Below are 23353 nucleotides of genomic sequence, written 5' to 3' on the forward strand. Positions count from 1 at the left end.
ATCCCTGTCACATTCATGGCCCCCAAAAGAGCAGCAAACCCGGCGACACGCCGATGAAACGCCGTGTTGAATGGTCAGGGTTGGCAGTCTCTGGCTTAATTGGTAAACCATCTTCAGTTCTTGTGCCTGACAGGCCCGTCCTGCTGGCAACCCTCTTATGAACCTCCAACTCATTCCCGCTACCGCAGCAAAACTTCACCCTGAAGAGACCGACGTCGAGCGGCCCTACCTGCGGCTGGCCGCGCAGATTCTGGCGCTGCTGGCGCAAAAAGGCGTCAAGGCGGGCGACCGCCTGCCGTCGGAACGGGCTTTGGCCGAGCAGTTCGAGGTCAGTCGCACCTCGGTGCGCGAAGCCATCATTGCGCTGGAACTGCAGGGAGCCGTCGAGGTCAGGGGCGGCTCCGGCGCCTATGTGATCCAGACCCCGGCGACGGCGACACAAACCCCGGTCTTCATGCCAGAGGCCGGGCCGGGGCCGTTTGAGCTGTTGCGCGCACGCTGCCTGATCGAATCTGAAATCGCCTCTGTGGCTGCAGAGACGCGCAAAGACGCCGATCTGGACCGCATCTTCGAGGCCCTGGCCGACATGCGCCTGCACATGGACGACAAGGTGGCCAACGAAGCCGCCGACCGCCGGTTTCACCTGTACATCGCGGAGTCCACCGGCAACAGCGTTTTGCTGCAGATGGTGACCGCGATGTGGGACCATGCCAAAGGACCCGTGTGGGCCAAGATTGACCAGCACTTTCACAGCCCGGCCCTGCGCGTGTCGTCGCAGGAAGACCATCAGCGCGTCTTCGATGCGCTGATGGCGCGAGACCCCGTAGCGGCACGCGCCGCCATGCGCGCTCACCTGGAGCGCGTGATCAAGGAATTCGCCCAGGCCTGGCGCTAAACAGCGGCCCCGGTCCCCCGCCCCGTCCATTCACTGAAACCCCAGCACGCATCATGAAAATCACCAACGCCCGCGTCATCGTCTGCAGCCCCGGCCGTAACTTCGTCACGCTCAAGATAGAAACCGATGAGGGCCTCACCGGCATCGGCGACGCCACGCTCAATGGCCGCGAGCTGGCGGTGGCAAGCTACCTCACCGACCATGTGATTCCCTGCCTGATCGGGCGTGATGCGCACCAGATCGAAGACATCTGGCAATACCTCTACAAGGGTGCCTACTGGCGGCGCGGGCCGGTGACCATGAGCGCCATCGCCGCAGTCGATACGGCGCTGTGGGACATCAAGGCCAAGGCCGCGAACCTGCCGCTGTACCAGTTGCTGGGCGGGCGCAGCCGCACCGGGGTGATGGTCTACGGCCACGCCAACGGCAAGGATATCGAACAAACCGTCGATGAAGTCCTGCGCTACAAGGAAATGGGCTACCAGGCCATCCGCGCACAGAGCGGTGTGCCGGGGCTGGACAAGGTCTACGGCGTCGGAAAAGGCACGCTGTTCTATGAACCCGCAGACGCTGACCTGCCCGGCGAGCACGACTGGAGTTCGGAGAAATACCTGCTGCACACGCCCAAGCTGTTCGACGCGGTGCGCCAGGCCGTTGGTCCCGACATTCACCTGCTGCACGACGTGCACCACCGACTCACGCCCATCGAAGCGGCGCGGCTGGGCAAATCACTGGAGCCCTATCACCTGTTCTGGATCGAGGACGCCACGCCGGCGGAGAACCAGGAAGCGTTCAAACTGATACGCCAGCACACCACCACGCCGCTGGCGGTGGGCGAGATCTTCAATTCGCTGTGGGACTGCAAGGACCTGATCCAGAACCAGCTGATCGATTACATCCGTGCCACCGTGGTGCATGCCGGCGGCATCACGCACCTGCGGCGCATCGCCGACTTTGCCGCGATGTACCAGGTGCGCACCGGCTGCCACGGCGCGACGGACCTGTCACCGGTGTGCATGGGCACGGCCCTGCACTTTGACACCTGGGTGCCGAACTTCGGCGTGCAGGAGTACATGCGCCACACTGAGGCGACCGATGAAGTGTTTCCGCATGCCTACAGCTTCAAGAACGGCTTCATGGACTGCGGCGAAGCCGTCGGTCACGGCGTGGAGATCGACGAGAAGCTGGCCGCGAAATACCCGTATCAGCGCGCCTACCTGCCGGTGAACCGGCTGGCGCACGACGGTACGTTGTGGAACTGGTGAATAAGCTCACCCCTGCTGACGCTCACTGCGTGTAGCGTCCCCTCCCCTTCCAGGGGACAGGCGCCTTGGGCGCCGGCAAAGCCGGACCCCGGCCCCTGTTGGTATTGTTTTACTGACGCTCAAGCCGCACAGCATCCAACGAAGTTATTCACGCGGGGGCCGCGGAACGGGCTTTGCCCGGCCGCAGGCGCCGTCCCCTGGAAGGGGAAAAGGCGCGACACGAAGTGCGCGTCCGATAGGGGTTAGCCCAATATACTCGCCAGGCTGGCTTCGAGGTGCTCTGACGGCAGGCGCTTGAAACCCGAGCGGGCAAAGCGCTGCAAACGGCCCACCATGAAGGCGACGATCACCGAGGCACGCACCTGGGCATCGACCGTGGGCGTGGTGGCGCCGCTGGCGGCCGCTGCGTCACGCAGGCTTTGCTTGAGGCTGGACTCGAGCTTGTCAAAAAACTGGTTCATGCGCTCTTGCAGCCGGTCGTTTTCAAACACCAGTGCATCGCCCACCATCACGCGTGTCATGCCGGGATTCTTTTCGGCAAACTGCAGCACCATCACCACGAGTTTGCGGGTGCGCGCCGCGTGATCTGTCTCGCGCTCGCCGATCTGATTGACCAGCGTGAAGACGCTCTGCTCAATGAATTCGATCAGCCCTTCAAACATCTGCGCCTTGCTGGCGAAATGCCGGTACAGCGCCGCTTCGCTCACCTCCAGCCTGGCCGCCAGCGCCGACGTCGTGATGCGTTCTGCGCCCGGCTGCTCCAGCATGGTCGCCAGTGCCTGAAGAATCTGGACCCGTCGCTCACCCGGCTTGGGGCGCTTGCGCACGGCGGACTCGGCAGAAGCTGGCGTGGCGTTCGGGCTCAGTTCGGGTTCAGACGCTAAGTCGGACATAAGTGGCGGTATGAAGAATGTTTCAAAAAACCGGTGATCGTTGCAATTGATTCTCGCACAGCCTGACGACAGCCCAGGCTGAACCCAAGAGGCCAAACACGCGAAAGACTAAAGACGCAGGCGCACGCGCAAACCGCGTGGGCCTTGCGCAACATTGTCCGCATCTTCGCCATCGCCTGCATCACCACCATGGCCTGTGCTGGCATAGTCAAGCTCCAGCTGTGAGTGGTGCACACGGGCAATCTCATCGGCAATCGCCAGCCCGAGGCCGTTGCCCTCGCCGGCCGTGCCCCGCACCCGGTAGAAGCGCTGCAAGGCCCTGGTGCGCTCCTCGGGCGCAATGCCGGGCCCGTCGTCTTCCACTTCCAGAAAAACGCCCCAGCGCCGATGCGCGCTGTCGGCCTCGGCATCAGCATCGGCCAGGTGCGGCGGGTGGGTGTCAAGGGCGTGATCACGCGGAGCGGGAAGAGGGCCACAGCGAATCGTGACCGTACCGCCGGGCGGTGTGTATTTGACGGCGTTGTCCACCAGGTTGCCCAGCAGTTCCCGCAGCAGCCACTCGTAGCCGTTCACTTGCGCAGACTGCGCTTCCAGTCCCAGGTCGATGCCTTTGCTGGTAGCGGCATCCAGGTGCAGGGGCAAAATCGCCTCGCACAGGTCCTTGAGATCCACCCGCTGCGTGGGCTGGGCGCCCATGGCCGAGGCGTCCGCGCGCGACAGCGCCAGCAACTGGTTGGCCAGTTGCGAGGTACGTCTTGTGGCGCTGCGCAGCTTGATGATTTTGTCGGCAGACAGCAGGATGGCGCCGTCCGCCCCTTTGGCCCGCGCGGCCTGCGCCCACGCCTCGACCTGGGCCTGCAGCCCCGCCAACGGAGTACGCAACTGGTGCGCAGCGTCGGCGACAAAGCGACGCTGTCCGTCGGCCTGGTCATTGACGAGGCCAAACAGGCGATTCAGGGCGCTCACCAGCGGCCGCACTTCGGCCGGCGTGGTGAGCGGGTCAATGGCACTCAGATCCCGCGGGCTGCGGCGTTCCACGGCTTCTTTCAGATCAATCAACGGCTTGAGCGCGCGCGTGACGGCCCAGTTGACGGCAAACCCCGCCGCCACCACCAAAATGAAATTGGGCAACAGCACCTTGAACAGGATGGAGCGCACCCACTGCTGGCGCGGATCCGAGCCGTCGGCCAGCTGCACGATCAGCTCGCCGGCCGCGGTGTTCACGCGCTGCACCGCAATGCGGTAAGTCACGCCCCCATCCTCCATGCTGTGGAACTCGGGCTCGTGGGTCGCGGGCAGAATGTCGGCAATCCAGGGCTCACCCGCCAGAAACCCGCCCTTGGCATCCGAAATGCGAAAGCCCGCGGAACCCGTGAGGCCCTTGATGAAGTCTTCGACCGCCGGGGCGAGCATCAGCACCGGCGCGCTGTCCGGCGTGGCACCAGGCGCCACCACCGAATCGGCCAATTGGGGAATCAACCGCAGCAATTGCTGGTCTTTTTGCAGGGCCACGTTGCCGGCGGTCTGGTAGTCAAAGTAAATGCTCACCAGCACAAAAACCCCGAGCGGGACGAGCAGCAACAGCAGCAGCCTGCGCTGCAGGCCCGACTTCATGGCGGCAGGTATCAGCCGGCTGTTGACGACATGGAAAGCGCTGGCGTGAAGGCGGCTCTTCAGGCCCGTATTCAGACCACTACTCAGGCGGCGTGCCAGGTCGCTTAACCAGGCAAACCAGGCACGGCCGGGGGAGTTCATGGGCGCTACTCCACACCGGCACCTGGCGAAGCCTCGCGCAACTCCAGGCGGTAGCCAAAACCCCGGATGGACCGCACGGCAATGCCATGCGGCTCCAGCTTGCCGCGCAGGCGCGAGATGTAGACCTCGATGGCGTTGGGCGTGATCTCCTTGTCCCAGCCGGTCAGGGCCTGCAGCAGCTTGTCCTTGCTGGCCGGTTTGGGCGCATTGATCAGCAGGTACTCCATCACGGTCCATTCGCGCGGACCCAACTCGATCAGCTGGCCGTTGGCGTGGGCCTGGCGGTTGGCCGTGTCCAGCTCCAGCGCACCAAAGCTCAAGGTGGCGCTGGTGGCAGCCTGCGAGCGGCGCAGCAAGGCGCGCAGGCGCGCCAGCAGCTCGGGCAGTTCAAAGGGCTTGACCATGTAGTCGTCAGCACCGATGTCCAGTCCCTGCACGCGATCCTGCAGCGCATCGCGCGCCGTCAGGATCAGCACCGGCATGGCCAGGCCGCTACGCCTCAGGCGCCGCGTGAGTTCCAGCCCGTCGAGCTGTGGCAAGCCGATGTCAATGATGGCGGCATCGAAGGTTTCGCCCTGCAACACCTCTTCGGCGCGCTCGGCGCTGCCGACCCAGTCGACCGCATACCCGGCATCGCTGAGCCCCAGCTTGATGCCGCTGGCCAACATCACATCGTCTTCAACAAGCAGGAGTCGCATCTAGTCTCCCCCCCGAAGCGCCTTCGGCGCCTCCCCCTCAAGGGGGCGCCACCTGTGGCCCGGCAAAGCCGGTTCCACGGTGGCTGCTTGAGAAGGGTCCGGACGCGCCATCATGGGTCTAGTGCGACCGGATCATCGTGCCATAGGCCTGGTCGGTCAAAATTTCCAGCAGCATGGCATGCGGAACCCGGCCGTCGATGATGTGGACCGAATTGACACCGCTCTTGGCGGCATCCAGTGCGCCCTCGATTTTGGGCAGCATGCCGCCCGAAATCGTGCCATCGGCAAAGAGGTCGTCAATCTCGCGCGCCGTCAGGTCGGTCAGCAGCTCGCCCGCCTTGTTCAGCACGCCGGGCGTATTGGTCAGCAGCACCAGCTTTTCCGCCTTCAGCACGGTCGCCAGCTTGCCCGCCACCACGTCGGCATTGATGTTGTAGCTTTCATTGGCCTCGCCAAAGCCGATCGGGCTGATCACGGGAATGAAGGCGTCATCCTGCAGCGCCTTGACCACGCTGGGGTCGATGCTGACGATGTCGCCGACAAAGCCGATGTCATGCTCCTTGGCCGGGTCGTCCTTGTCCACCATCTTGAGCTTTTGCGCCCGGATCAGGCCGCCATCGCGCCCTGTCAGGCCGACCGCCTTGCCGCCGGCCTGGTTGATCAGGCCAACGATGTCCTGCTGCACCTGGCCGGCCAGCACCCACTCCACGACCTCCATGGTTTCCTCGTCGGTCACCCGCATGCCCTGAATGAAATGGCCCTTCTTGCCCAGGCGGTTCAGCGCCGCCTCGATCTGCGGGCCGCCGCCATGCACCACCACCGGGTTCATGCCCACCAGCTTGAGCAGCACCACATCCTCGGCAAAGTCGGCCTGCAGCGCCGGGTCGGTCATGGCGTTGCCGCCGTATTTGATGACCATGGTCTTGCCATGGAACTTGCGGATGTAGGGCAGCGCCTGAGCCAGGATTTCGGCCTTGTCGCGCGGGCCTACATGGGACAGATCGGGATCGTCAGCGGTTACGGTGGGTTGGGTCATGGCAGTTGTTCAGGAAAAGTCAATATGCAAATTGTGCCGCATGCGCATGCCGGACCCGAAATACCCGTACCGGAGCCCTCAGGACGCGCCCGACTTGGGGCTGTAACCCTGCACATGCCGTGCCAGCAAGCCGTTGATGGCGGCCAGGTCATCCTGCTGCACCGCCGCACCCAGCGCCGTCAATTCGGCCGACAGCTGCGGCCACGGCGCCAGGGATTCATGCGCCTTCATGATGCGGGGATGCGCGGTCGCTTGCGGGTTGTTCCCAATCAGCAATTCCTCATACAGCTTTTCGCCAGGGCGCAAGCCGGTGACTTCAATGTCGATGTCACCGTCCGGCGATTCGGCGTCGCGCACCGTCAGGCCCGACAGCTCAACCATGCGGCGCGCCAGATCCAGTATCTTGACCGGCGCGCCCATGTCAAGCACGAACACGTCGCCGCCGCTGGCCATGGCACCGGCCTGCAGCACCAGCTGGGCGGCTTCCGGAATGGTCATGAAGTAGCGGGTGACTTCGGCATGCGTGACCGTCAGCGGCCCGCCTTCCGCTATTTGCCGGCGAAACAGCGGCACCACGCTACCGCTTGAATCCAGCACGTTGCCGAAACGCACCATGGTGAAACAGGTCTGGTTGACCACCCCGCGCTGCGGCGCTTCAGTGCTGCCAGCGCCGCCACAAAGCACTGGTGCCGCCTCGGCGGCCAGCGCCTGCAGCACCAGTTCCGCCATGCGTTTGCTGGCTCCCATCACGTTGGTCGGCCTGACGGCCTTGTCGGTAGACACCAGCACAAAGCGGCTGGCACCCTGCTCCATCGCGGCCCGGGCCATGTTGAAGGTGCCAAACACATTGTTCGCAATGCCCTCGCTGGCGTTGCTTTCCACGAGAGGCACATGCTTGTACGCCGCTGCGTGGTACACCGTGACCGGCCGGTAACGCTGGCAGACCGCCGCCATGCGCGGGTAATTGGCGACACTGCCCAACAGGGGCACCAGCTCGATCCGGAGGCCCTGAACCGAACACAGGGCCAGCAACTCCTGGTGGATGCTGTACAAACCAAACTCGTTGTGGTCCAGCAGCAGCAGCTGGCGAGGTTGCTGCAGCGCTATTTGTCGGCACAGTTCGCTGCCTATGCTGCCGCCCGCACCCGTGACCAGCACCACCTTGCCCGCCAGGTCGCGCGCCAGCAATTCGGCGTTGGGAGGCACCGGATCCCGCCCCAGCAGGTCTTCCACATCCAGTTCACGGAAATCACGCACGGTGACACGGCCACTGGCCAGATCGGCCAGGCCCGGCAGCGACCGGACGTGAACCGGCAGCTCGCTCAAACTGTCAATAATCGCATTGCGGCGCTCTCGGGACGCACTGGGCAGAGCCAGCAGGATGTCGGTCACGCCCTGGTAAAGCACCAGACCCGAGACCTGCGTCGGCGAAAACACAGGCACGCCGTTGATATCGCGCCCGATTTTTCCCGGGTCATCGTCCACAAACCCCAGCAGCACATACTGCCCCGAGTCCTCGATCGCCGAGGCCGTCTGCACACCCGCGGTACCAGCGCCAAATATCAGCAAGCGCCCTTCGGCTTTTCGATGCTCATGGCCCAGGCCAGCCAGCCAGAACCGGGCCATGGCCCGGCTGGAACCCACCAATAACAAAAATATCAGGGGCTGCAGCACACCCATGCTGCGCGGCATGTCCACATCCGACACATTCAGCCACTGCATCCACATCAAGGCAGCCAGCAGCAGCAGGCCATATACCGCAACGGCTTGCGTGGTTGCCACCAATGCCGCCCTTCCGGTGTACCTGAAAATGGCGCGGTAGAGCCCAAACTTGATGAAGACAGGCAGCGCCAGCACAGGGCAAAGTACATAAACCCACCACTGTGCACCGATAGGCTGATGAAGCTCATCCAGGCGCAGCGTAAAGGCCAGCCAGGTAGCAGCCACCGCCATGACCACATCCAGCCCGGCCACCACCAGCCGCTTGACGGCGCGCGGCCACGCCAGGATTGTTTGCTGCATGTGACTTGTTGCGCCTGATCAGTCCTTGATGGCGAAATCTTCCTTGGTCCGGCCCTCGGTTAGCAGCGTTGCCAACCAGCGCGGCGTCAAGCCCCGGCCACTCCAGGTCTGGCCCTCGGGGCCGCGGTATTTGGCGGCAACGGCAATGCCCGGTTTCTTGGCCGCACCTTTACCGGCTGGTTTTTTCACCGGCGCGGCTTTGGCTTTACGGCCACGCCCCTTGCCGGGCTGCAGATCCTTCAGGGTAATGCCGAAGGCCTGCATTTTGGCGAGGATTTCCTGAACGGTTTTATCAAACTCCCGGACTTTGATGTCGTTGGCTTGTTTTTGAAGTTTTTCAATTTGGGTTTGAATATCGATCAGACTACTCATGGTTGGATGCTCCTTGTTAAATCACTGCCGATGTAATTAAATCACACGAATCACTTGTACTGAAAGGCATCGTAAAAATCAAGCCCGATTAATGAGTAATGCCTTCCCGCCGGATCACCCTCGCCACGGTCAGGAAGATTATTTTCAAATCAAACCAGAAAGACCGGCGCTGCAAATACTCAACATCCAGCTGCACCTTTTGTGGGACAGGCAGTTCATCCCTTCCATTAATTTGCGCCCAACCCGTCAGGCCGGGCAGAATTTCGTGAACGCCATATTGCGTGCGCAGTGAAATCAGGTCATCTTGATTGAACAAGGCCGGACGGGGCCCGACAAAACTCATGTCCCCCTTGAGAATGCTCCACAACTGGGGTAATTCATCCAGGCTGCTTGTTCTCAAGAAACTCCCCACCGGCGTGAGATAAGCCGCGGCATTTCCCAACAAATGCGTGGCTACCGCCGGTGTATCGACCCGCATGCTGCGAAACTTGGGCATTCGGAAAATCCGGTTGCGTTGACCGACACGATGAGACCAATACAGTACCGGGCCACGAGAAGTGAGCTTGACGATCAAGGCCACCATCACAACCGGTAGCAACAGGACCGCCGCCAGTATCAAGGCCAAAAGAAAATCAAACCATCGTTTGCTCACATTCACCTCACGGCCTTAACCACGCCATGGCGCCACGGTCTGGCGCAAACCCTCATCCACACTGAAGGGAGGGGTCCACCCCAACAATGCACGATTTTTGGCAGTGTCCACCTGCAAATTACTGCAAAGACGCTGCGCCACATACCGTTTGCCCATCAATGCGGCGCCCGCTTCCAGCACGGACGCCGGCACCGGAATCAGGCGAGCTGGTTTGTTCATGGCCCGTGCAATGCAACGAACCAGGTCCGTCGTCGATAAATCCTCGGCATCGCTGACCAGAAAGGTCTGGTTGGCGGCGGCCGAATGATCGGCACAGGTCATGAGGAAATCCAGCAAATTATCCAGACCCACAAGACTTCGCCGATTATTAATGGCGCCCAGCGGCAATGGAATTCCCCGTGCGACTGCCTTGATCAGACTGAGAAAGTTGGCACGTACCCCGGGGCCATATACCAGTGGCGGGCGAACAATAACAAATTCCAGTCCGGTTTCTGCGGCAATCTGGCGCAAACCCGTTTCTGCTTCGTGTTTGCTGATGGCATATGCATCCTGGGGGTCGAGTGAATCATCCGCAAAAAAGGCACGCCCTGGCTGGGTTGATTCGCCATTGACCTTGATCGAGCTTAAAAAAACAAATCGTTTGACGCCGGCCTTCGCGGCTTGCCGCGCCAAATTCAGGGTGCCCTCTACATTGACCCGACGGAATTCAGCCAGACTATCGGCTGCCGTTTCATGCATGACATGCACGCGGGCGGCAGTATGAATCACGGCATCCACCTGATCCAGCGCCCGCGTCCAATCAGTTTCGCCGTGAATATTCCCTACACAGGCCGTATTGATGCAAGAACCCGCAAAAGATGCTGAACCGGACATATTGCCCGCCAAACCGGCATCGGACCCCATTGTCCGGGTTGCAGCCACCACCTCGCGCCCTGGCTCCAGCGCCAAATGTCGCAGCAAGCCGGCTCCCACGAAACCCGTAGCGCCAGTAATCAGCAGCCGCATCAGACCGGGAAAATGCCGACGAAGGAAATCAAGCCTTCCTCCAGACGCGTTGATTGACAAACTCGGTGTAGCTCAAAATGATTCGCAACACCTTGTCAGACACATTAAGGGACTGATAGTCATGGACCATACCAAGCAAACGCTGGGCGCCACGCGGCTGTGTTTCCAGAAGAGACAAGCCGTTCATCACGCGATCTGCATCCAGCCCCACAAACATAACCGCTGCCTCTTCAAAACCCTCGGGCCTTTCATGCACTTCACGCAGATTCAGGGCCGGAAAATTCAGTATGGATGATTCTTCAGTGATCGTTCCACTGTCAGACAACACGGCGTGGGCGTCCATTTGAAGCTTGACGTAATCCAGAAATCCAAATGGCTTGCTAAAGACGATATGGGGATGGGTACTCATGCCCAGCGATGCCATGCGATTTCGGGTGCGCGGATGCGTGGACATGATGATTGGCTCGTCATACCGCTCGGCCAGCGCATTGAGCATGGACAGCAGGCGCGTCAAATTTTCCGGCGCATCTACATTCTCTTCCCGGTGCGCGCTCACCAGAAAATATTCACGCTCAACAAGACCAAGACGTTGCAGCACATCCGAGGCGTCAATCCCGGCGCGATAGTGCTCGATCACTTCACGCATCGGGCTGCCTGTCTTGATGATTTGATCGGGAGGCAAGCCTTCCCGCAACAGGTATTCCCGGGCGATCTCACTGTAGGTCAAATTAATATCCGCCGTGTGATCGACAATCCGCCGGTTGATTTCCTCCGGCACCCTGAAGTCAAAGCAACGATTGCCGGCCTCCATGTGGAAAATGGGCACCTTGCGTCGCTTGGCGGCAATGGCAGCAAGGCAGCTATTGGTGTCTCCCAACAATAAAAGCGCGTCCGGTTTGTATGTATCCAGCGCCTGGTCTGCCGAAGCAATCACCTGACCGATGGTTTCGGCCGCCGTCGAGCGGGCCGCCGCCAGAAAGCAGTCCGGTTTACGGATTTTCAGATCCGTAAAAAAAACTTCATTCAACTCGTAATCGTAGTTTTGGCCACTGTGTACCAAAACATGCTCGCAGTGCTGATCCAGTTTTTCGATCACACGAGACAAACGGATAATCTCCGGCCGCGTGCCAACGATCGTCATGACCTTAAGCATGGGAGAGCGCCTCACGTACCACGTCGAGCCTCATCAGGGTCTCCTTGACTTCTTCGACGCTCAAACGTCGCGTGCTGTGCGACGTGTAATCTTCGAACCTGGAAACTTCGGTTTCACCTTCAACAAAATATTTGTTGTAGTTAAGGTCGCGTGAATCGGCCGGGATACGGTAGTAGCCGCCCAGGTCTTCTGCACGCGCCATTTCTTCCCGCGACACCAGAGATTCATAGAGTTTTTCGCCGTGCCGGGTGCCGATGATCTTGATCTCACTGGAGCTGCCCGTGAGCTCCCTGAGCGCCTGCGCAAGGTCACCCACGGTAGACGCCGGCGCCTTTTGCACAAAAATATCGCCTGGCCTTGCATGCTCAAAAGCATACAAAACCAAATCGACGGACTCCTCCAGAGACATCAGAAAGCGTGTCATGTTCGGGTCGGTCAGGGTCAACGGCTTGCCCTGCCGGAGCTGATCGAGAAACAGGGGAATCACCGACCCCCGCGAGGCCATCACATTGCCATAGCGGGTCGCCGAGAGCACCGTGCCATTTGCATCCGAGAGACGCGACTTGGCGACCATCACCTTTTCCATCATGGCCTTGGAAATGCCCATGGCGTTAATGGGGTACACCGCCTTGTCCGTACTCAGCACCACACAGCGCTTGATGCCATGCTCTATAGCAGCACGCATGACATTTTCGGCACCCATCACGTTGGTGCGCATGGCCTCCATCGGGTAGAACTCGCAGGAAGGCACCTGCTTGAGTGCAGCCGCATGAAATACATAGTCAACACCTCGCAGCGCGTCGTGCACGCTGTCGTATTGCCTGACATCGCCAATGTAAAACTTCACCCGGTCACTTTTCAGTGACAGACGCATGTCTTCCTGCTTTTTTTCATCGCGACTGAAAATGCGTATCTCGGCAACATCGGACGCCAAAAACCGCTGCAATACAGCGTTACCGAACGAGCCAGTGCCCCCTGTGATCAATAGTGTTTTGTTTTTGAACATTTTTACCAACCGTGAAACTATTTGAAGCCACGGGTCTTGTTGCCACGCTTATCCATTAAAGCGCGTTTGACCCATAAAGCACTATGGGGGCTATCCACAGCCACATGATGCGCCGGTCGGGATTCTTTGGTGTAGTAATAAAGAATCAGGGAGCGGCGTGGGACACCTTCCGGGAAAGTCAAGGGATCTGGTAGCCCGTGGAAACTGAAGTCATGAGAATCAAAAATAACCAGCCTGTTAAACAGGGGCGCCACCTTCTTCAGGCATGTTGTACCGGTTTTATCGTAGAGGCCAAACTCCCCTCCCCATTGGAGCTGCCAGTCCGGATTGAAGTAAACAATCGCATTGAGCCGCCGGTTTAAACCAGTGGCATCATGATAATTGCCGTCAACATGAACGTCCAGCAGGCCATCACGCAGAGTGACGTTCAGTCCGCCGCCCGAGAAATATGGGTCCGCCACCAGCTTCGCAATGCCAATTCGTTCTGACATCGCCTGGAGAAAACAGGAGGAGTTGAGTATGCGGACTGCATCCACAATGCCCTCTGGAATATCAAACTCGGAAGTCCAGGTGGTGCGAAACTTCACCTCGATATCTTTGTCGTTGGCATGCTCCCAGGAACTGTCGCTGAGAGGCGGAAAATTCGCCAGGCAGACATCAGCCATTCGCTGATCAAAAAAATTGTCCAGCACGATGTGCCGATAGGGCTCAGCGAAATATTCCACTCCCTCTTTGGCCTGCTCTATTTTCCTGGCGCATGCCATCGCCATTGTTTTCAGGTCTGACTGGGTAAATTGGGCCATGTGATTTTCAGATTGTCTGGTTGGGTGGATTATCCAAAGGCATGCATGCTACGCACGAGCTCCGGCCAGGCGGGAGGCATATAACCCGTCCTGGCCCGAAAGCGGGTGGAATCCAGTGACCGGTCAATGACCAACTCATCGTCGGGTGTGATGTCGACTGTTTTTCCGTATGCTTTTGCAACCAGCATGAGCAAATCATGCTTGCTGATGGGATCGGCAGAAAGATGATACATACCGCGAAGCGCCGCATCAGATATGACATGGTCGCAGATGACTCGCGCGATCTCCACCGTCGGCAGACCCGAATAGATGGCCCGGGTGAAGCCTCGCACGGGACCTGTTTGTGCCAGAAACCAGTTGATCAGACTGCGGGCACCGTTCAACTCATGCCCAATGATGGAAGTTCGCAGGGTCACGGCATTGGGGTAATCGACCTCGCCCAAGAGCTTGCTGCGGCCATACAAATCGGTAGCGTCGGGATCATCATTTTCGGTGTACATGCCCTTCTTGCCCGAAAACACACAGTCGGTACTGAGATGCACCAGGCGCGCACCCGCCAGTTCACATAAATGCGCCAGGCGATGTGGCAAAAGCGAATTAAGCGGTATGGCCGTTAATGGGTCGTCAGCCGCGGCAAGCTGCTTGACGACACCAATACAGTTGATCACCACATCGGGCCTGGCTGTCACCACGGCACGAACCAGGCTGTCAGACTGCTCCACATCCACACCCGCGATGAGAAAAGGCCTGAGCGCCTCAGGAAGCAAATTCATTGCCTGTGGGGACCTGACCGTGCCTTGCACCACATAGTCAGGCTTGCCGGCGAAAAACCTCAATAGGGCACTGCCCAACATGCCTGAGGCCCCGAGAACGAGAATTTTCATGCGCTTGATCTATTCATGGTGATGACCTACTTGAGGTTTTAGCCCAGCCCGCCTACCGACGCGACACCCCGCCAAACAACTCTACCAATCGCCGGGCCAAGACGGTTGGCTCAAAATTCTCTGCATAAAACCGCCGGCCGGAATCCCCCATCCGCTGTAACGCCGCTGGCGGCAAGGCGCGCAGGGTCAGCACGGCTTCAGCCAGTGCCTGTGCGTCCTCGGCAGCGCAGGCCACACCGGCGCCCGCATCCAGAACCACGCGCGCGCCCTCGCCATCGATGGCCGCAATGACAGGGCGTCCGACAGCCAGGTAGGCCTGCAGTTTTGCAGGTATTGTCAGGCTCATCGTGGGATCCCGCACCAAGCTTACCAACAATGCCGAAGCCTGCTGCAAGATGGCCGGCATGGCCTCCGAAGGGAACCGGCCGGGCAGATGAACGTTATGCAGCCGGCGCCGGCTCACTTGTTCTTGCAGCCATGCGCTGCGGCTGCCGCTGCCGATCAGCACCAAACGGATATCAGGATGAATCGCCAGGATCTCGGCAGCATCCAGCAAGGTCTCCAGCGCCTGCACTGTGCCCAGATTACCGGCGAACACCACGTTGAAGCCCGGGTCGAGCTGCAGGGCAGGCGTATCGGCTGGTTGTGCCTTGCACGCAAAAGCGAGCTCACCGGGATTCGGGTAATAGACAACAGGTGTTGAACCTGCCATGGCCTGCACGGGTTCAATAAAAGCCCGGGATTGAACCAGCAGCAAATCATTGCGGCGGTAAATCCAGCGCACCACCACCGCAACCGCCCGAAGCAAGCGCTTGTTGCGCACAAAACCCGTGACTTCCAGACTCTCGGGCCAAAGGTCCTGCACCCAGGTGACCAAACTTGCACCCTTGATCAGCTTGAACCAGGCACCTGCAATTGCCTGCAAAATGGGTGACGGCGCATACACAAACACCATGTCAAATTTCTGCTTGCGCAGCAGCCAGGGCCCGATGGTGCACGCCGATGCGATGAACGAGAGATAGTTCAGAACAAGGCGCAGGGAGCTCCCCCTTCCCCTTGCAACCAGGGGCACCCGGTAAATCGCATAGCCATCATGCATTTCTTTGCCCGCCCCAGTAGCGCTGTAGCCAGGAAAGACGACGCCGTTCGGGTAGTTGGGTTGCCCCGTCAGCACGGTGACGGCGCATCCCGCCTCCTGCAATGAATGCACAACTTCCGTGATGCGGAAGGTTTCCGGCCAGAAATACTGGGTAATGACCAGAATTTTCATCGGCACGCCATCACTGTCAGGAAACATTGACAGCTTCTGGCATGGGCCGGGACCGATTCAACAACCATTCACTCACCTCCAAAGCCGTGGAACCAATCCGGGTCCAGGAGTATTTATCAAGCACGAGCTGGCGTCCCCGCTTTCCCATGAGTCCTAGTTCAACAGGGTCACACTCGATCGCAGCACGCAACGCGGCAGCCACACCCTCAACACCCGGCGCCACCCACCAGCCACAACGATGCTCCAGCAATTCCTGCCATGGCGCCCCAGTCGTGGTGATCACCGGCAGCTCGTTGGCCAAGGCCTCGGCAACGGCGATACCAAAGTTCTCGGAATAGGTGGGCAACACAAAAATGTCAGCGCCATCGAAGCAAGCCTGTTTTTGCGCGCCCGTCACAAACCCGACAAATTCAAAATCAGACTCCAGCTCTCTTACCCGGATCAAGGCCTCCACCTTAGCGCGGTATCCACCCTCATCACCTCCGGCAATAACAATCCGCCACCCGGGTCGCCGCACCAGCGCCCAGGCTTCAACCAAATCCAGCAACCCTTTGATGGGATGAACACGGGATAGGAAAAGGATTGTCTTGACCTCCTCACGCGCATCACGAAGAAAGGGCTGCTCCACATCGACACCATTGGGAATTACAGCGATGGGTTGACGTAAACCCAGTCGTCGAATGCTTTCCAGTTCCTGCCTCGCTGTCGCGACAAACAAGGAGGCCGAGCGCAAAATCGCGCCCTGGTAGGTCTTCAAGGCAAGCCACTTCTTGTAGTATTTATACCCAAGCGCCCAAGGCTCCAGGCACCCATGTGGCGAGACAACAAGGGGAATACCTCTCTTGCGCGCAACCATTGCCGCAACGGCCAGGAGCGGTGACCACATGCCATGGAGATGTATCAGGTCAATATTCTTTGCTTCTGAAAGTTTTCGTATGAAGTCATATTGAAAAAACAACGGCAGCAGATTGCGCCTTGCCACGCCATCCTGCAATTCAAACCTTCCGGCACCAAGCAACCCGGTGTTTGGAGAAGCAGGAATATGTTTGGCCAACAGGGTAACGACCCCTCCTGCCCGTGCAATAGATTCAGCATATCGCAACGCCGCCAGCCCTTCCCCTCCTGAAGTCACAGTGACATCGGCGACTATATGAAGTTGGTTTTTATGTTTCACGCCTGATAAAAAATCAGGAACGTTCCCTGGCAAATCAGTCAATGCTTACCCCAACAGCTACGAACGACTTAAGGCGCATAAGCTCAGGTCTTGGTCCAATAAGACGGCAAACCCCTGAGGCGTCGACTCAAGTCAGTAAACTTGCGGGCCCATTGCTCACCAAGCACGCTCCACAGCGCAGCCCGAATGTAAACCCTGGCCACGGCCATTAACCACGTCCATCCAGGCAGCCGTTGACCGTGCTTTCGTTGTGCTCGCCTTATTTCGCGCATGGCGATGAGATTATTGGCAGGATTACTGCTAATGCCTCCCTGACGCATCCCTGTTGTGATCAAGTCGGGAATAAACATGGCATCAGCCATTTTTAATTCTCGCAGCAATAACTCGTAATCACCAGCGATTCGGTACGTTTCATCAAATGCCCCCCGCTCTTCAAACAGGCTACGCCGGTGCATCACTCCCTGGTGCGGAATACACATGACATTTCCGAATCGTCGCTTTATTTTTCGCCAGGATTCACCCACCGGATATATTGCTTTTCCTGCAGCGCTGAGCAACATCACCTGACCATAAGCCACACGGATACTGGGTGGAAGCTTTTGCAGTTGCTCACTCATCTGAGCTAAGACGCGCTCATTCCAAAAAAAATCATCTGCACCCAGGAAGCAAATCCAGTCACCCCGTGCTTGAGTCAGCGCCTTATTCCAGGCGTTATATATGCCACGGTCAGGCTCTGAAATCCAATAAGCGATATTTTCCTGGTTGGCCGTCAGCAAATCCACCGTCCCATCTGTGGAACCACCATCAATAACAATCAGTTCAGTATTTTTATATGTTTGCTGCGTGACACTGTCAAGGCACTGCTGCAGCGTTTCACTTCCGTTGTATACGGCGATGATCGTGCTGATCAGTGGAGGATTTTCGGTGCTCATTATGGTCGCCACTGCAAAGTTAATTTCTCAAAATCCAATCCGTACCAGCTCAAGACGGCGTAGCGGTTCAGCAGCACTCAGAAAATCTAGTAATACGAAATTTATTCCGCCAGGGCTGACTGGGCAGAAAAAGTCCTGCGCGCAATTTGGCATCAGCGGCGCAGTATTACCAGAAAATCCACGCGAGTGGGCTTTCGAGATACTGTGGACGGCTGATAGGACTGATTTCACGTAGTTTTTTAGAAATATTGACGTAATTCAGGCTAGGAAGCAGTGGCTGGGTTTTGAGGTCACGGATTCAGGTTGAAAACTTGATACGCATATTTAAAGCGGGCATAAGGTAAATTACGCAGACTCAACCTGTTTCTCAACAGCTTCCAGCACAAGTGCTAGCAATGTCGAACAAGCTTAAACCCAGCTTGCGTGCATAGTCACCGCTTTTCTGTGATAGCTCATCCATGTTCTGTCGAAGTGCTTTGCTCTGAATTTGCAGCTTAATCGCATTAGCTAGAGATTGCTCATCACCTGCTTTAAAGAATCTAACCGTCGAGTCATTAATTTCCAAATTGACCGGTATATCAGACAACACACTTGGAACCCCCAACGCTACCGAATCATATGCCGCACCACCGCCTGGCCCGCCTTCAAACAACGTTGGCTGCAGCATCAGATCGGCTCCATTAAGCAGGGCTAATTGCTCTAATTTATCAATATAACCTGTAAAAATAACTCGGTCTTTGATATTCAACGATGTAAGTAATGCTTGTAACTTTGAAAAATGACCCGGAAAACGGTAGTCTTCCATCGCGCCAGTACAAACTAGCCTATAACTAGATAGGGCATCATCCTGAATTGCTAGTGCAAAGGCTTTGAACGCAGTTTTATGGTCTTTATGAATCCAAAATTGGTTTGAAATAATGAAGTACTGCTCGCCAGTATCGTATTTTTTTCTAACTAAGGGGGTTTGCGCCAAGACAGACATGATATTTTCAGATCGCATCAGTGGTGAAAAAGGAAGTGCGGAGATATTTGCTTTTTTATCAGGGAAAAAAGTGTCAAGGTCGGTTACTACAGCTTGGGCATTAACTATGACGCAACTTGCGGTGCGCAGCATTTGTGCAAAGTCGCGGTCACGATTGGCAATTTCGTTTGAGCCAAAAAATTGAGGGTAATACCTATGCTGGCAGTCAAACAAATAGCCGGCCCACGGTGTACCGAACTTTCGCAATGGCGTCATACTGGGCAGCAACACATCCACCCTCAAACGTTGGCAAAGCTGACTCAAACTTTTCGATGTGCCGTCATAGCGCATGACAACTGGGCAAATTTTGGCGAACAGTGCTGGCGCCGTCCGCCAAGGAGTAAGGTTATGTGTTGTGCCCCACAAATGCCGAATCGCTTGGGACGGTTGAAAAGCTGCTCTTTTTACCCTGCCTGCCAGCTGGCGCAATTCCCTCTGTGCAGGTACAAAAACGGTGATCTTGGTCACCTTGTCGGGCACTGCGACCAAGCCAAAGAGCAGATTTTCAATAAATCCAACGCCCCCGCCCCAGCCGACAAACCCGTGTGCACTAACGCCGATATGCATGCCTGAACCTGCTCATTTGATTTTTTTGGCCGGTATGCCCACATAAGTACCGGGCTCTACAATGTCGCACACAACCACAGCACCAGCACCAATGATGGCATCGGCACAAATGTGGATGTTTTCAATGACCACCGCACCCATGCCTAAAAAGACGCGCTCGCCCAGGCTGACTTTGCCTGCCAGGTGCACGCCCGGCGAGAGGGTGCAAAAGTCTGCAATGCGCACGTCGTGGCTGATGCTGCAGCCCACATTAACGTGCACGTGGCAACCCAGGCCAAGCTGGCTAGTCAGTGTGCACCCCGGAAAAATAATACAACCCGCGCCTAGGCTGACTCTGCCTGACCTGCTATCAAATGTGACGGTTGGATGGATCAGTAGAGGCCACGCCGCCAGCGGTGAGTCAAATTTATGCCAGACTTTTTGGCGCAAACGGGGATTTCCCAGCGCAAGGAAGCCGTTAAAAGGTCCACCCCGTAGCAGCACTTGGGATTCGGTCAACACCGGCAGCCCAACATGCAGCGTTTGAGGGCAAGTGTCTGGCATCACAAAGCTGTCGGCACGCCAGGTTTGACCGGCGGGAGCTTCACACACTTGGGTGAGCCACTCAATCTCGGTGGCGTGTCCACTGGCACCAAAAATAAGATTCATGACTTTTGAGGCGAAAAGAAATCCTTGACTTTTCCGAGAATGAACTCTTGCCCTTCAACCGAAATATCCGGCGAACTGGGCAAGTTGATGCCACGCCAACCAATGTTTTCTGCCACAGGATGTCTTTGAAATCGCTGGGAATACATGGGCATGGTGTGTACCGGGTAAAACACGGGGCGGGTTTCAATGCCTGCGGTTTGAAGCACATCGCGCAAAGGGTCGCGCTGGTTGGCATCTGGCACAAGCATGGCAAACATCCAGAATGAATGCGTAACGCCAGGTGATTCTCTCAGGTAGTCCAGCCCTATCTGATCCAGATACCGCGCATAGTTCAGCGCAATAGCGCGCTTCTTTTGCAAAAATAACTGTGCCTGTTCCAACTGAGCCAAGCCAATGGCTGCACAGATATTAGTCATGCGGTAGTTATAGCCCACCACGTCGTGCCAATACTGACGGTGCTTAGCCAAGCCCTGGCCTTTGAAATGGACCACACGATCATGTAGGGTGTCGTCGTCCGTTGTGACCATACCGCCTTCGCCGGTAGTGATGGTCTTGTTGCCAAAAAAGCTGTAGGTGGCAATGTGGCCAAAGTTGCCAACGTGGCGCGTTCCAATGTAGCTGCCAAAGGCTTCGGCACAGTCTTCAATTAAAAACAGTCCGTGTTCGTCAGCCAGTGCTCGCAGGGCGGGCATGTCGCAGGGGTGCCCATACAAATGCACGGCCATTATGGCGCGGGTGCGGGGGGTGATTTTGGCGCGCACGTCGTCCACACTGACCTGCCAGGTTGACGCCACGCTGTCGGCAAAGACGGGCGTTGCGCCGGTGTAAACAATGGCGTTGACCGAGGCAATGTAGGTAAGGGTGGGCACAATGACTTCGTCACCCGCGCCGATACCCAGGGCAATGAGGGCCAAATGGATGGCAACAGTGCCGTTGCTGCAGGTGGCGGCATTGCGCGCCCCGGTGAAATGGCTGAAAGACTGTTCAAAGCGCTGTATGAATTCACCCTTGGACGAAATCCATGTGGAGTCAAGGCACTCGTTGACATATTTTTTTTCGTTGCCAGTTAGGCTGGGTTGGTAAATGGGGTATTTAATCATGTTCATTGCTTTATTACACTTTGAAAAATATTCAAATACGCCTCAGCGGTATTCCTCCATGTCAATCGACTCAAGGCATTACGCGAGTGTTCTGCATCTTCACGGGCGATCTCACCATGATCAAGAATGAAGGCGATTTTTTTCGCAATATCCTGAGGGCTACGTGGGTCGAATACTTGAGCTCGAACATCAAAAACGTCCAGATGTTCCAAAAAAGCAGGGATGTTTGACATTGCCACCGGCGTACCTCTGCCCCACCCGTCCAACCCTGGGCCATTGCCAGCTTCATAGAGCGACGGACTGACAACAACCAGTGCACATTGAACGAGTGCATCCATTTGAAAATTGGAAACGTACCCAAGCCCCTGAACATCCCCGCCATTTATGTCAAGTCGCACTCCAATCGTACTCGCATTACCCGATATAGCTTCGGTTCCAGCACCTGTAAGTACAAGCTGTATCTGGCGGCCTTGCTCCCGCAATATTGCCATCGCAGAAGTCAATGGCCCCAGATTCTTATGACTGCATAGGTGTGTGGGGTAGAGAATGTACTGATCATGAATGCCGAGTTGTGCTACCACCTTTTGAGCCTGCATTGGCTCGATCAAATCCACACTGCCCATCGGTGCCAAATGGACGACTTTAGTTTTATGAGCAGCTTCAGGATAAAAGAATGCCAATTCAGATGCCATGAAATTTGTCGATACCACAGGTGTTGTATTGGCCAGCCAAACAGGCATTTCAGCTTCCAACTGGGCACGTTGCTCAGCGGAAAAAACGAATGATCCACCAAAGTAATATTTGTAATTAAAGTCGTGAAAAATACCTACTGATGGACAATCCAACTTTGGAAATTCAAGCAAGAAGGGCCATGGGTAAAACGCAAGATCGAACCCCTCGACACAAGCGACAATTTCCTTAGAAACGTTACCAGACAATACAAAAGGTAGCCAACTTTGATTTGCAAGCCATCGATCTTGCAATAACTGAATTGCCCGCCGAACGTAACTCGATTTAATAACCGCGCCTTTGCTTAGCAACAGGGACTTCAGCGCACGCACCTGAATATTCAGTGCGGTAAATTCCTCGGCTGAGTTCTCTCGCTGTATGGCTGCGGGATTGCCAAAGTAAGTTATTTCAAGTTCTGGAGCCAGTTGCTTTAGAGCAGGCAGCAGCGCCCGCACGACCCGGCTACCCCCACCGTGATTACCAACATGATCGATAACGGCTATCTTCATCGCTTGACAAACTCAAAAGCGACAACGCCAAGACCAGGCATACTTTCAATGCGGTCAAAGTATTGATACTCCGAGGCCATTATCCACGACTCTCGCCAGAAAGGGTAGTCTGAGTCTGAAAGTTTACGCTCACGATCACGTACGAATGTTCCCTCAATTTTTTCTCCAAAAACCGCCATGCGCGCAGGTCGACCCACGACACCGAAAATATGATCCTCAACTAACTTTTGATCATAAAACCGCTGACCAAATACATAGCCATCACTCTGTGTTTGAAGCAGATGATACTCATTGAAATTAATAAATTCTTCGAATGCTGTAGCCGCACAAGGTACTGAGAGAAGCAATTGTCCGCCTGGCTTTACAAGTTTCCACATGGCTTGCAACGCGTTGATTGAGGCTTCGTCAGGTATGTGCTCTAGCACCGAGATGCAAGTTACCAAATCAAATGAATTGGGCGACTCTTTAAATTCACCAATGAGGTCACTACAAAACTCACATTTTTTGTCGATTCCAATAGCTTTAAACAAATTAACACTAGCAGCCAAATCTTTGGCATCCGGATTTAAAATAACTGTACGGTGCGTTTTACCACTGGCAATAACTCGCCAACAAAACATTCGCGGCGACGAAACATCTAAATAATCTCCGATTGCGTTTCGTTGTGAAATAGATTTCCAAAAAAAATCAAACTCAAAGTAGCGAAAGGTATCCATCGGTGAAGTGAACAATCTATAAACTTCACCCTTGGATAATCGCGACCCAATCCATCGCAATGCCGATAAAGCGATTGCCACGCGGAATTTAACACCTGGCCCATTCTTATACGCTGCACGAAGTAAATTAACCCATGAAAAAACAAGACCATACAATAAGGCAATTGGCTTTCGCCTTATATGAGTGGCATCCGCTTTAATATTCACGTAAATTTTTTTAAGGGTGTCTGGCATTGGATTTCAGAATT

The 23353-nt window shown here is 56.6% G+C and carries 22 protein-coding genes; 2 read left to right on the plus strand and 20 right to left on the minus strand.

Annotation, left to right across the window (positions count from 1 at the left end):
• The first annotated feature begins 157 nt into the window (after positions 1 to 157).
• Positions 158 to 895: a FadR/GntR family transcriptional regulator gene (locus AC1DS5_RS11410; RefSeq protein ID WP_477718370.1), complete on the plus strand. Its 738-nt coding sequence runs from the start codon at positions 158 to 160 to the stop codon at positions 893 to 895.
• Between the two features lie 53 nt (positions 896 to 948).
• The gene (manD, locus tag AC1DS5_RS11415) at positions 949 to 2160 is read left to right on the plus strand and encodes a D-mannonate dehydratase ManD (RefSeq protein WP_477718371.1); all 1212 of its coding nucleotides are present in this window, start codon (positions 949 to 951) and stop codon (positions 2158 to 2160) included.
• Between the two features lie 242 nt (positions 2161 to 2402).
• On the opposite strand, the gene slmA is transcribed toward manD, so the two are convergent.
• From slmA to AC1DS5_RS11515, 20 genes are all read right to left on the minus strand, one after another.
• A complete protein-coding gene (gene slmA, locus AC1DS5_RS11420; protein WP_477718372.1) occupies positions 2403 to 3053 on the minus strand; it encodes a nucleoid occlusion factor SlmA in 651 nt (216 codons plus the stop codon).
• A gap of 108 nt (positions 3054 to 3161) precedes the next feature.
• On the minus strand, positions 3162 to 4667 hold the full coding sequence (locus tag AC1DS5_RS11425) for an ATP-binding protein (protein ID WP_477718429.1): 1506 nt from the start codon (positions 4665 to 4667) through the stop codon (positions 3162 to 3164).
• A gap of 146 nt (positions 4668 to 4813) precedes the next feature.
• Positions 4814 to 5506, minus strand: a complete 693-nt coding sequence (locus AC1DS5_RS11430; RefSeq protein ID WP_477718373.1) for a response regulator — start codon at positions 5504 to 5506, stop codon at positions 4814 to 4816.
• A gap of 118 nt (positions 5507 to 5624) precedes the next feature.
• Positions 5625 to 6542 (minus strand): acetylglutamate kinase, encoded by a 918-nt coding sequence (argB, locus tag AC1DS5_RS11435; protein ID WP_477718374.1) that lies wholly within the window; start codon positions 6540 to 6542, stop codon positions 5625 to 5627.
• A 78-nt stretch (positions 6543 to 6620) separates the two neighbouring features.
• Positions 6621 to 8564: a polysaccharide biosynthesis protein gene (locus AC1DS5_RS11440; protein WP_477718375.1), complete on the minus strand. Its 1944-nt coding sequence runs from the start codon at positions 8562 to 8564 to the stop codon at positions 6621 to 6623.
• Between the two features lie 18 nt (positions 8565 to 8582).
• A complete protein-coding gene (locus tag AC1DS5_RS11445; protein ID WP_477718376.1) occupies positions 8583 to 8936 on the minus strand; it encodes an H-NS histone family protein in 354 nt (117 codons plus the stop codon).
• Positions 8937 to 9024: 88 nt separating this feature from the next.
• On the minus strand, positions 9025 to 9588 hold the full coding sequence (locus tag AC1DS5_RS11450; RefSeq protein ID WP_477718377.1) for a sugar transferase: 564 nt from the start codon (positions 9586 to 9588) through the stop codon (positions 9025 to 9027).
• A 15-nt stretch (positions 9589 to 9603) separates the two neighbouring features.
• Complete coding sequence (locus tag AC1DS5_RS11455; protein ID WP_477718378.1) at positions 9604 to 10653, minus strand: UDP-glucose 4-epimerase family protein; 1050 nt, start codon at positions 10651 to 10653, stop codon at positions 9604 to 9606.
• Positions 10622 to 11746 carry a non-hydrolyzing UDP-N-acetylglucosamine 2-epimerase gene (gene wecB, locus AC1DS5_RS11460; protein WP_477718379.1) on the minus strand — a complete coding sequence of 375 codons (1125 nt, stop codon included), beginning with the start codon at positions 11744 to 11746 and terminating at the stop codon, positions 10622 to 10624. The genes AC1DS5_RS11455 and wecB overlap by 32 nt, the downstream gene beginning before the upstream one ends.
• Positions 11739 to 12752, minus strand: coding sequence for a polysaccharide biosynthesis protein (locus AC1DS5_RS11465; protein WP_477718380.1), 1014 nt, complete (start codon positions 12750 to 12752; stop codon positions 11739 to 11741). The genes wecB and AC1DS5_RS11465 overlap by 8 nt, the downstream gene beginning before the upstream one ends.
• 17 nt (positions 12753 to 12769) lie before the next feature.
• Positions 12770 to 13555, minus strand: a complete 786-nt coding sequence (locus tag AC1DS5_RS11470) for a 2OG-Fe(II) oxygenase (RefSeq protein WP_477718381.1) — start codon at positions 13553 to 13555, stop codon at positions 12770 to 12772.
• Between the two features lie 29 nt (positions 13556 to 13584).
• Positions 13585 to 14439: a dTDP-4-dehydrorhamnose reductase family protein gene (locus tag AC1DS5_RS11475; RefSeq protein WP_477718382.1), complete on the minus strand. Its 855-nt coding sequence runs from the start codon at positions 14437 to 14439 to the stop codon at positions 13585 to 13587.
• A gap of 52 nt (positions 14440 to 14491) precedes the next feature.
• Positions 14492 to 15736 carry a glycosyltransferase family 4 protein gene (locus AC1DS5_RS11480; protein ID WP_477718383.1) on the minus strand — a complete coding sequence of 415 codons (1245 nt, stop codon included), beginning with the start codon at positions 15734 to 15736 and terminating at the stop codon, positions 14492 to 14494.
• Positions 15726 to 16925, minus strand: a complete 1200-nt coding sequence (locus AC1DS5_RS11485) for a glycosyltransferase (RefSeq protein WP_477718384.1) — start codon at positions 16923 to 16925, stop codon at positions 15726 to 15728. Before AC1DS5_RS11485 ends, AC1DS5_RS11480 begins: the two co-directional genes overlap by 11 nt.
• Positions 16926 to 16966: 41 nt before the next feature.
• A complete protein-coding gene (locus AC1DS5_RS11490) occupies positions 16967 to 17815 on the minus strand; it encodes a glycosyltransferase family 2 protein (RefSeq protein ID WP_477718385.1) in 849 nt (282 codons plus the stop codon).
• A 367-nt stretch (positions 17816 to 18182) separates the two neighbouring features.
• Entirely contained in the window at positions 18183 to 19403 is a 1221-nt protein-coding gene (locus AC1DS5_RS11495; RefSeq protein WP_477718386.1) for a glycosyltransferase, read from the minus strand.
• A 12-nt stretch (positions 19404 to 19415) separates the two neighbouring features.
• Positions 19416 to 20051: a NeuD/PglB/VioB family sugar acetyltransferase gene (locus AC1DS5_RS11500; RefSeq protein ID WP_477718387.1), complete on the minus strand. Its 636-nt coding sequence runs from the start codon at positions 20049 to 20051 to the stop codon at positions 19416 to 19418.
• Complete coding sequence (locus AC1DS5_RS11505) at positions 20048 to 21157, minus strand: DegT/DnrJ/EryC1/StrS family aminotransferase (protein ID WP_477718388.1); 1110 nt, start codon at positions 21155 to 21157, stop codon at positions 20048 to 20050. The genes AC1DS5_RS11500 and AC1DS5_RS11505 overlap by 4 nt, the downstream gene beginning before the upstream one ends.
• Positions 21154 to 22389, minus strand: a complete 1236-nt coding sequence (locus AC1DS5_RS11510) for a glycosyltransferase (RefSeq protein WP_477718389.1) — start codon at positions 22387 to 22389, stop codon at positions 21154 to 21156. The genes AC1DS5_RS11505 and AC1DS5_RS11510 overlap by 4 nt, the downstream gene beginning before the upstream one ends.
• A complete protein-coding gene (locus AC1DS5_RS11515) occupies positions 22386 to 23339 on the minus strand; it encodes a methyltransferase domain-containing protein (RefSeq protein ID WP_477718390.1) in 954 nt (317 codons plus the stop codon). Before AC1DS5_RS11515 ends, AC1DS5_RS11510 begins: the two co-directional genes overlap by 4 nt.
• Positions 23340 to 23353 lie beyond the last annotated feature (14 nt).

This window comes from Polaromonas sp. P4_H1 (assembly GCF_056400945.1).

Bases quoted from the DNA above. Each gene is read 5' to 3' on its own strand.
- AC1DS5_RS11410 (WP_477718370.1), top strand. From the start codon at position 158: ATGAACCTCCAACTCATTCCCGCTACCGCAGCAAAACTTCACCCTGAA.
- manD (WP_477718371.1), top strand. From the start codon at position 949: ATGAAAATCACCAACGCCCGCGTCATCGTCTGCAGCCCCGGCCGTAAC.
- slmA (WP_477718372.1), bottom strand. From the start codon at position 3,053: ATGTCCGACTTAGCGTCTGAACCCGAACTGAGCCCGAACGCCACGCCA.
- AC1DS5_RS11425 (WP_477718429.1), bottom strand. From the start codon at position 4,667: ATGAAGTCGGGCCTGCAGCGCAGGCTGCTGCTGTTGCTGCTCGTCCCG.
- AC1DS5_RS11430 (WP_477718373.1), bottom strand. From the start codon at position 5,506: ATGCGACTCCTGCTTGTTGAAGACGATGTGATGTTGGCCAGCGGCATC.
- argB (WP_477718374.1), bottom strand. From the start codon at position 6,542: ATGACCCAACCCACCGTAACCGCTGACGATCCCGATCTGTCCCATGTA.
- AC1DS5_RS11440 (WP_477718375.1), bottom strand. From the start codon at position 8,564: ATGCAGCAAACAATCCTGGCGTGGCCGCGCGCCGTCAAGCGGCTGGTG.
- AC1DS5_RS11445 (WP_477718376.1), bottom strand. From the start codon at position 8,936: ATGAGTAGTCTGATCGATATTCAAACCCAAATTGAAAAACTTCAAAAA.
- wecB (WP_477718379.1), bottom strand. From the start codon at position 11,746: ATGCTTAAGGTCATGACGATCGTTGGCACGCGGCCGGAGATTATCCGT.
- AC1DS5_RS11465 (WP_477718380.1), bottom strand. From the start codon at position 12,752: ATGTTCAAAAACAAAACACTATTGATCACAGGGGGCACTGGCTCGTTC.
- AC1DS5_RS11470 (WP_477718381.1), bottom strand. From the start codon at position 13,555: ATGGCCCAATTTACCCAGTCAGACCTGAAAACAATGGCGATGGCATGC.
- AC1DS5_RS11475 (WP_477718382.1), bottom strand. From the start codon at position 14,439: ATGAAAATTCTCGTTCTCGGGGCCTCAGGCATGTTGGGCAGTGCCCTA.
- AC1DS5_RS11480 (WP_477718383.1), bottom strand. From the start codon at position 15,736: ATGTTTCCTGACAGTGATGGCGTGCCGATGAAAATTCTGGTCATTACC.
- AC1DS5_RS11490 (WP_477718385.1), bottom strand. From the start codon at position 17,815: ATGAGCACCGAAAATCCTCCACTGATCAGCACGATCATCGCCGTATAC.
- AC1DS5_RS11495 (WP_477718386.1), bottom strand. From the start codon at position 19,403: ATGCATATCGGCGTTAGTGCACACGGGTTTGTCGGCTGGGGCGGGGGC.
- AC1DS5_RS11500 (WP_477718387.1), bottom strand. From the start codon at position 20,051: ATGAATCTTATTTTTGGTGCCAGTGGACACGCCACCGAGATTGAGTGG.
- AC1DS5_RS11505 (WP_477718388.1), bottom strand. From the start codon at position 21,157: ATGAACATGATTAAATACCCCATTTACCAACCCAGCCTAACTGGCAAC.
- AC1DS5_RS11510 (WP_477718389.1), bottom strand. From the start codon at position 22,389: ATGAAGATAGCCGTTATCGATCATGTTGGTAATCACGGTGGGGGTAGC.
- AC1DS5_RS11515 (WP_477718390.1), bottom strand. From the start codon at position 23,339: ATGCCAGACACCCTTAAAAAAATTTACGTGAATATTAAAGCGGATGCC.